We start from the raw sequence: 355 nt of genomic DNA on the forward strand, positions 1-355 counted from the left end.
TTGGCACTTTGAACTGCAACCACCTTACGGGCAATTCCTGCCCGTTTGCAAGGGTGGTGGAAAAGGATTTAACATCTGTCACATATTCGCTGTTGTCGATATTCATATTAGGGAAAAGCTCCACTTCATACTCGTAATAGCTATCTACCGTATTCATGGTGTTATCCCTGTTGAGATCTTCAACGGAAGGCAAAGTGGTATTTCCGCGGTTGGTATCGGTAACATCGGGCGGTGAATTTCCTTCAGGCCCGTTGTAGTGGAAGTAGCGCTGCAGAATGCTTCCTGAAGCGTTAAGGAAATAATCGTAATTATCTGCAGCAGGATCGGGAAGGTTTGCAAAGTTTGAAAATCTTGC

The 355-nt window shown here is 45.1% G+C and carries 1 protein-coding gene; it reads right to left on the reverse strand.

Features of this window, described 5'->3' with window-relative positions; genetic code table 11:
- Positions 1 to 355 (reverse strand): hypothetical protein (locus HC175_RS21120; protein WP_168139925.1); only part of this gene is annotated, 355 nt, incomplete at both ends.

This window comes from Salinimicrobium oceani, from assembly GCF_012037645.1.